Origin of the sequence: Streptomyces sp. NPDC035033 (assembly GCF_040636735.1) — a bacterium.
Classification (GTDB): domain Bacteria; phylum Actinomycetota; class Actinomycetes; order Streptomycetales; family Streptomycetaceae; genus Streptomyces.
In genome coordinates this window covers 1-7,948 of sequence record NZ_JBEZUZ010000162.1, presented here as the reverse complement: position 1 = coordinate 7,948, position 7,948 = coordinate 1, and the positions used below count along the sequence as shown (strand labels likewise).

At 76.3% G+C, this 7,948-nt stretch carries 6 protein-coding genes and 1 rRNA gene; 3 read left to right on the top strand and 4 right to left on the bottom strand.

The features are described from left to right. Together rrf and AB0E83_RS34300 are read left to right on the top strand one after the other, a co-directional pair. Positions 1-92: ribosomal RNA gene (gene rrf, locus AB0E83_RS34305) — 5S ribosomal RNA — on the top strand; the annotation flags it as partial. 199 nt (positions 93-291) lie between these two features. Further along, positions 292-1,404 carry a calcium-binding protein gene (locus tag AB0E83_RS34300; protein ID WP_362120554.1) on the top strand — a complete coding sequence of 371 codons (1,113 nt, stop codon included), beginning with the start codon at positions 292-294 and terminating at the stop codon, positions 1,402-1,404. Positions 1,405-1,416: 12 nt separating this feature from the next. On the opposite strand, the gene AB0E83_RS34295 is transcribed toward AB0E83_RS34300, so the two are convergent. Together AB0E83_RS34295 and AB0E83_RS34290 are read right to left on the bottom strand one after the other, a co-directional pair. After that, positions 1,417-2,097, bottom strand: a complete 681-nt coding sequence (locus AB0E83_RS34295) for a response regulator transcription factor (RefSeq protein ID WP_362120552.1) — start codon at positions 2,095-2,097, stop codon at positions 1,417-1,419. After that, complete coding sequence (locus tag AB0E83_RS34290) at positions 2,094-3,278, bottom strand: sensor histidine kinase (RefSeq protein WP_362120550.1); 1,185 nt, start codon at positions 3,276-3,278, stop codon at positions 2,094-2,096. Before AB0E83_RS34290 ends, AB0E83_RS34295 begins: the two co-directional genes overlap by 4 nt. A 325-nt stretch (positions 3,279-3,603) precedes the next feature. Here AB0E83_RS34290 and AB0E83_RS34285 point away from each other — a divergent pair, with 325 nt between their 5' ends. Further along, positions 3,604-5,853, top strand: coding sequence for an MMPL family transporter (locus AB0E83_RS34285; protein ID WP_362120548.1), 2,250 nt, complete (start codon positions 3,604-3,606; stop codon positions 5,851-5,853). A 180-nt stretch (positions 5,854-6,033) separates the two neighbouring features. Here AB0E83_RS34285 and AB0E83_RS34280 read toward each other — a convergent pair whose 3' ends face one another. Both AB0E83_RS34280 and AB0E83_RS34275 read right to left on the bottom strand, forming a co-directional pair. Then, complete coding sequence (locus AB0E83_RS34280) at positions 6,034-7,632, bottom strand: NAD(P)/FAD-dependent oxidoreductase (RefSeq protein WP_362120546.1); 1,599 nt, start codon at positions 7,630-7,632, stop codon at positions 6,034-6,036. Then, positions 7,629-7,859, bottom strand: a complete 231-nt coding sequence (locus AB0E83_RS34275; RefSeq protein WP_362120556.1) for a hypothetical protein — start codon at positions 7,857-7,859, stop codon at positions 7,629-7,631. Before AB0E83_RS34275 ends, AB0E83_RS34280 begins: the two co-directional genes overlap by 4 nt. Positions 7,860-7,948: the final 89 nt, after the last annotated feature.

The following is a 7,948-nucleotide window of genomic DNA, read 5'->3' as shown; positions in this document are numbered from 1 at the left end:
CGCCCGGTTACATTCCGAACCCGGAAGCTAAGCCTTTCAGCGCCGATGGTACTGCAGGGGGGACCCTGTGGGAGAGTAGGACACCGCCGAACAATCATTGTGGGAAAGCCCCGCACCTTCTGGTGCGGGGCTTTTCTGCGTTCCGCGTCGTCAAGGTGGCGTTCCGTGCACTCGTACGGCTCCGGAACTCACCCGGTTGACGGGGCCTCGGTCGCCGGGTGGGGGTGGCCCGCTTAGCGTCCGGAGCGGGCGCCGTTCGGCGTCGACACCCCCCAGACACGGAGGTCCTCCATGGCCCGTCCGCTCACCACCGGCCTGGCGGCCGCGGCCCTGCTGCTCCTCGGCACGCCCGCGACCGCCGTCGCCGCCCAGCCCACCTGCCTCGGGCTGCCGGCCACCCTCACCGGCTCCGGCACGATCACGGGGACCCCCGGCAACGACGTCATCGTCGGCTCCGCGGCCGCCGACGTCATCGACGGCCGCGGTGGCAACGACACCGTCTGCGCCCTCGGCGGCGACGACCTGGTCTCCGGTGGTCTCGGCAACGACCGCCTCGACGGCGGTGGCGGCGACGACGACCTGAACGGCGACGTGTACGTCGAGAACGGGCCGGCGGTCGGTGGCGGACACGACGTCCTGTACGGCGGCGACGGGGCCGACAACCTGCTCGGCGACTCCCAGTCCGACAACGGCGACGCGGCCGGCGGCGGCAACGACCAGCTCTACGGCGGGCCAGGCAACGACCCCCACCTCGACGGCGACAGCCTGAGCCTCGGCGGCGGCGACGCGGTCGGCGGCGGCAACGACCGCATCGAGGGCGGCAGCGGCAACGACGGACTCCTCGGCGACTCGGCCGCGCCCCTCGAAGGTTCCGCGACCGGTGCGGGCGACGACGTCCTGCTCGCCGGTACGGGCGCCCGGGACAACGCCATCGGCGACAGCGAGGGCGTGACGGCGGCGCGCGGTGCCGGTGGCGACGACCTCATCGACCTCGGTGCGGACGGGGGCCTGTTCGCCCTCGGCGACCACAACATCAACGACCCGGCCGGCGGGCCCGCCACCGGCGCCGGCCACGACCGCATCCTCGGCGGCGCGACGGACGAACTCCTCATCGGCGAGAGCTCGGTCGGCGACACCTCCGTCACCGCGGCCGGCCACGACGTCATCGAGGGCCGTGGCGGCGCCGACACCCTCTTCGGCGACAACGTCAACTTCGACGCGGACGCCACCGTCGGCTCCGCCGGCGGCCACGACGTCCTGCGCGGCGGTGACGCCGACGACCGGATCTTCGCGGGGCCCGGCGACGACCGCCTCGACGGAGGCGCCGCCACCGACCACTGCGACGGTCAGGCGGGCGCGTCCGACACGGCGACGTGGTGCGAGACGCTCGTGGGAGTGCCGTAACCGCCGGGAGGATCAGTCCTGCCGGCGGGCCGTCACCAGACCCGTCTCGTACGCGGCGATGACCGCCTGGGCCCGGTCGCGGACCCCGAGCTCGGCGAAGAGGCCGGTGATGTGGTTCTTCACGGTGGAGGCGCTCACGCCGAGCCGGTCGGCTATCTCCGTGTTGTCCAGGCCGCCGGCGATCAGCCGCCACACCTCCCGCTCGCGCGGGGTGAGCCCGTCGGCGGCCGCGGGCGCCGGGCCCGCCGTCCTCCGGTGGCCGGGGGCCGTGACGTGCGTGGAGATGAGACGGGTCAGGAGCCGCGGGGCGAGAACGGCCTCCCCGTCACGGACCACGCGCAGCGCGGCGACGAGGTCCTCGGGGGAGATGTCCTTGGGCAGGAAGCCGCAGGCGCCGGCCCGCAGCGCGGCCACGACGTGCTCGTCCATGTCGAAGGTGCTCAGGGCCAGGACGCGGCAGCCGGGCAGCTCGGCGGCGAGGCGCCCGGTGGCGGCGATGCCGTCGAGGACCGGCATGCGGATGTCCATGATGACCACGTCGGGCCGGAACTCATGGGCGAGGCGCACCGCCTCGGCGCCGTCGGCGGCCTCGGCGACGACCTCGAAGCCGGGTTCCGGCGCGAGCATCAGGGAGAGGCCGCGGCGGACCAGGGGCTGGTCGTCGGCGATGAGGACCTTCACGGCCGCGTTCACGCGTACGCCTCCTGACGGTCGGCGGGCAGGGGCAGGCGGGCGCGGACGGTGAAGCCTCCGCCCTCCGGCCCCGCGTACAGGGTGCCGCCGTGGAGGGCGACCCGCTCGCGCATCCCCACGAGCCCGTAGCCCGGGCCGCGCGAGGAGGGGCGGGCGGGGTGCGCGCCGTCGTCGGTGACCGTGACCCGTACCTCGTGGGCGGCGTAGGCGAGCAACACGTCGACCCGCGCGCCGCGGCCGGCGTGCTTGCGGGCGTTGGTGAGGGCTTCCTGGACGATGCGGAAGACGGCGAGCGCGACACCGGGCGGCAGCGCCCGCGGGTCGCCGTCGGTGGTGAGGGTGGTGGGGAGACCGGCGCGGCGGCTGTCCTCGACGACACGGTCGAGGTCGCCGATGCCGGGCTGTGGGGCGGTCGCCTCGCCCTCGTCGCCCTCGTCGCCGGCGCGCAGCACGTCGAGCAGGTGGCGCATCTCGCGCAGGGCGGTGCGGCCGGAGCCCTCCAGGGTGACGAGCGCCTCGCGGGCCGTCTCGGGGGACCGGTCGAGGTTGGCGCGGGCGCCTCCGGCGAGCAGCTGCATCGTGGTGAGGTGATGGGCCACGATGTCGTGCAGCTCGCGGGCGATGCGGCGCCGTTCGTCGGCGACGGCGCGGTCGGCGAGGAGCCGCCGCTGCGTCTCGGCGTTGCGCTGCCAGCGGCCGACGGCGACGGCGGCACCGGCCACCGACAGCGCGGACGCGACGTTGGCGACGAACTCGGGCAGGGACGGCGCGGGCAGCACCGGGTGGACGAACTGGAGCACCGCGACGCAGCCGGCGACGGCCGCCGCGCCGACCGCCGGACGGTGGTGGCGCACGACGGTGAAGAGCGCGACGACGGTGGCGCCGCCGTAGTGCTGGCCGACGGTGCTGAACCAGTTGAGCGACAGGTTCAGCGCCAGGACGCCGGCGAGGACGCCCAGCGGCGTGCGGCGGCGGGCCGACAGGAGCAGGGCGGCGGCGACCACGATCAGACAGCCGGTCACGGAGACCCGCCCCTGCTCCAGCTGGCCGATGACGGTGAAACCGACGAGGTCCACGGCCGCGGCACCGGCGGCGACGAGCCCGTCGTGCCGGCTCCACAGCGGGAGCCCGCCGTGCCGTTCCTCCGCGCCGGAGCGCGTCCCGCTCGCGCGCCGTCCCATGTCCGCCCCCTGTCCGTGTCCGTGCTCTGCCGGAGACCGCCGCGGCGGCCGGACGCCCCGCGGCCCGCCCGCCGTGCGTTCCATTCTCCCAGCACGTCGGAGGCGTGCCGTCGGGACCGGGAGCGAACGGGGACTGGGAGCAGGCTCCCAGGAGCGGGGCGACGCGGGGCCGTGCTCCCAGACGGTTTCTCGTCCCCGGCTCCGAGGTGCGGGCCGGGCGCCGCTGATGTGCTGGAAAGGTGCCGGGACCGCCCGGCACGGGCCGCCGCCCGGGCATCCGTGACGCCGCGGCCCCGTCTCCCCGTACCCGTCCCGGAGGACTTCCGTGATCCGTGCCCTGACCGGATTCTCGACCCGCAGACCCTGGCGGGTCATCGCCGTGTGGGCGGTGGTCGGCGTTCTCCTGTCCCTCGTGGGCCAGGCGCTCGTCTTCCGCGTCACCCAGACCGACAGCGCCGGCTTCCTGCCCCCGGAGTACGACGCGGCCGCGGCGCTGCGGATCGCCCGGGAGGAGTTCGGCGCGGAGCCCGACGCCGACGTGGTGACGGTGCTGGTGGCGCGGAACGACGGCGAGCCGCTGGCGGACGCGGACCGGCGGCGCGTCGACGAGGTGGCGCGCCGGCTGAGCACCACGCGCGTGGAGATGCCGTGGACGGACGAGCAGATCGAGGGGATCTCCGAGGACCACTCCCAGGTGCCCCGCGTGGTACCGGCGATGACCGCGCCGGACGGGTCGTTCGCGCTGCTCGGCGCACGGCTGCGGGGCAACTCCACCGACCCCGGCATGCATTCCGTGTACCGCGTCTTCCACGACCGCGCCCAGCAGGAGTTCGCCGAGGCCGGGCTGCGCACCGGCTTCACCGGCGGCCTGGCGGACACGGTGGACCGCGCCGACGCGGAGAAGACCACGCAGACGGTGGTCGGCCTGGTCATGGTCGGACTGATCGTGCTGATCAACGCGCTGGTGTTCCGCAGCGTCCTGGCCGCGCTGGTCCCGCTGCTCGCGGTGTCCGTGGTGGGCGGCGCCGCCGCCGGCACGGTCGTGGGAGCGGCCCTGCTGACCGGCTTCGACCTGGACCCCGGCACCCCGGGCATGATCGGCACCGTCCTGATCGGCATCGGCGTCGACTACTTCCTCTTCCTGCTCTTCCGCTTCCGCGAGGAGCTGCGCCGGCGTCCGGAGGAGCACCACCGCCTGGTGGCCGCGGACGTGGCGGGCCGGGTGGGCACGGCGGTGACCTCGGCGGCGCTGACGATCGTGGCGGCCTTCGCGACGCTGGGCGTGGCGTCCTTCGGACAGTTCCGGGTGCTCGGCCCCTCGGTGGCCGTGTCGGTCCTGGTGATGCTGGTGGCGAGCCTGACCCTGATGCCGGCGCTCCTCGCGGTGAGCGGACGCCGGATGTTCTGGCCGTCGCGGAGCCTGACGAAGGCCGAGCGGCCCGGCCTGGCCGGCCGTACGGGAGAGCTGGTGGCACGCCGCCCGCTGTCGGTGCTCGTGGCGTCGGTCGCGCTCCTCGGCGCGCTCGCGGCCGGCGCGACGGGCATCCGCATGGACTTCGCCACCGGCGGCACCCCGCAGGACACGGCGTCCGCGGCGACGGCCCGGGAGATCGCCGGCGCCCTTCCTGCGGGGGTCGCCGACCCGACGACGGTGTACGTCACCGCCGACGACGGCCGTCCCCTGGACACCGCCGCGCTGGGCGGCCTGCCCCGGGCGCTCGCGGGGACGGAGGGCGTGGGCGAGGTCGGCGCGCCCGTGTTCGCCGCCGGCCGCACCGCCGCCCGGATCGACGTCTACCTGACGGCGGACGCCCGGACGCAGCGCGCGCGTGACCTCGTGTCCGGGCCGGTGCGCGAAGCCGTACGGGAGGCGGTGCCGGCCGGACTGACGGCCCACGTCGGCGGTACGGCGGCCGTGTTCGCCGACGTGGCGACGGCCGTCGACCGGGACCTGCGGACGGTGTTCCCGGTGGCCGCGGCCCTGATCGCGCTCATCCTGCTGGTACTGCTGCGCAGCCTGTCGGCGCCGGTGGTCCTGATGCTCGCGGTCGGGCTGTGCTTCGCGGCGACCCTCGGAGCCTCCGCGCTGGTCTTCCAGCACCTGGGCGGCGAACCGGGCGTGAACTTCGTCCTGCCGCTCGTGCTGTTCCTGTTCGTGGTGGCCCTGGGCACCGACTACACCATCCTGGTCGGCGACCGCCTGCGCGAGGAGACGGCCCGCGCCGGTTCGGCCCGCGCCGCCGTGTCCCGGGCCGTACGCCACACGGCACCGGCCGTCGCCACGGCCGGCGTGGTCCTCGCGGCCTCCTTCGGCGGCCTCGCCGTGAACGCCGACCCGTCCACCCGGCAGATCGGCTTCGCCACGGCCCTGGGCATCCTCCTGTCCGCCTTCGTCCTGTCGCTCCTGCTGGTGCCGGCGGTCGCGGCGCTGCTGGGACGGGCGATGTGGTGGCCGGCGCGCGGGACGACGGGGCCGGAGGGGCGCCCGCCGGCCCGGGCTCCGGGGGACGGGCCCGCCCGCGACCGTGCCATGGCCGGTGCGCCGGCGGACCCGAGGGAGGCGGCCCGCCCGTGACGTGGGGTCAGGCCGGGCGCGGTCCTCGCGGGCACGGGACAGCGGGTCCGGGCCGGAGTCCTCCCGCCCGTACCGGAGGTCCACGGGGACGGCGATGCGGGCCGGGTCGAACGGCCGGCGGCCCATCGCCAGGACGGTGTCGCGGGTGCAGCCCGCCGGGCCTCCCGGGGGAGATCCGGGTCAACTCACCCGGCGGCGGAGCGCGTTCGCGCGCAGGGAACGGAACGTCCCGAGGGCGGCCCGGGCCGCGTTGGCGCCGGGCGCGCCGTGCACGCCGCCGCCGGGATGGGCGCCGGCGGAGGCGAGGTAGAGGTCGCGGACCGGGGTGTGGGGGCGGCCGCCGCCGGGGAACGGGCGCAGGACGAGCTGCTGGTGGAGCGAGCTGGTGCCCTGGTTGACGGCGCCGCCCACGAGCGCGGGGTTCAGGAACTCCAGGTCGGGAGGGGCCAGGACGCGGCGGGCCACGATCGAGGACCGGAAGCCCGGTGCCAGGCGCTCGACGCCCGCTTCGACCCGCGTGGCGAACAGCTCCTTCTCGCGCTCGTCCCACCGTCCCGCGAGGCCGTCGTCCCCCGCGTCGGCCCGGACGCACTGCGGCACGTGCGTGTAGCCCCACGCCGACTCGGTGCCCGCCGGGGAGCGGTCCGGGTCCGCCGTGGTCATCTGCCCGAGGACGGTGAACGGCACGTCCGGCACCCGCTCCGTGGCCAGCTGGGCGGCGAAGCGGGTGAGCGCGTCGACCCCGTCGGAGACGTGGACGGTCCCGGCCCCCCGCGCGCCGGCGAAGCTCCACGGGATCGGACGGGACAGCGCCCAGTCCACCTTGAACGTGGCGAAGTCCCACTGGAAGCGGCGCAGATCGGGGCGGACCGCCGGGGGCAGGTGCCGCTCGGCCACGAGCCGGCCGTACAGGACGGGCGGGGGGACGTCGGCGAGGACCGCCCGCCGGGCGGGGACCCGCGCCCCGTCGGCGGTGCGCACGCCGACCGCGCGGCCCCCTCGGACCGCGACCTCCGTGACCGGGTGGCCGCAGTACAGCTCGCCGCCCCGCTCGCGCAGCCGGGCCACCAGGGCGTCGGTGAGGCGGCCCGCGCCGCCCGCCGGCACCGGGAAGCCCTCGTCCTGGCCGAGCATGCACATCAGCCACCCCAGGCCGCCGCCGAGCGCCGACTCCGGGCCGAGGTCGGCGTGCAGGGCGTTCCCGGCGACGAGCAGCCGTCCGCCCTCGCCCGCGAAGTGCTCCTCGCCGAAGCGGCGGGCGGGCAGCAGCATGGTCCGCAGGAGCCGGAGCGTTTCCCGCGGCCCGTGCCGGGCCGCCAGCGAGAGGCCGGGCCGGACCGGCGGGAAGGGAGTGAACAGGCTTTCGAGGAGGTCGTCGCGGAACCCGCTCCACCAGTCGTGCAGATCCTCCCAGGCGGCGCCGTCGCCCTCCGCGAACGCCTCCAGGGAAGCGCTCGTGCGGCCGAGGTCCCGGTCGAGGACCGCGCCCCCGCCGTCCGGCAGGGGGTGGGCCACGACGTGGGACGCGTGGCGCCAGCGCAGGCCGTGACGGTCGAGCCGGAGGCCCCGGAGCACGGGGGAGGCCGCGGCGAGCGGGTAGAAGGCGCTGAACACGTCGTGGACGTAGTCGGGGTGGACGCCCCGGTCGCTGCGCACCGCCCCGCCGGGCACCCCGCGCGCCTCCAGGACGACGACGTGCCAGCCGGCGTCCGCGAGGACGTTGGCCGCCACCAGGCCGTTGGGGCCCGCGCCGATGACCACCGCGTCCGGCGTCGTCATGACCGGCCCCGGTCCCGGCCGCCGCCGTCGTCACCGGAGGGCGGGCGCGGGCCGCCGGGGGCGCCGGCGAGCGAGCGGTCCCGCTCGGCGACGGCGACCTGCTCCAGCCGGTCCAGCATCCTCCGGTGGCGCCAGCGCAGGAGCGCGTCGGCGGCCGTGTTGTGCCAGCGGGCCGCCGGGCCCCTCAGCGGGTGCTCGTCGACGAGGACCAGGGTCTGGCCCGTCACCCAGCGGGTGATCTACTCGCGGGCCTCGCTGGAGTGGCCGGGGCACCTGGAGGAGGCGATCGAGCCGGTGATCGCGGCGGGCGAGCAGG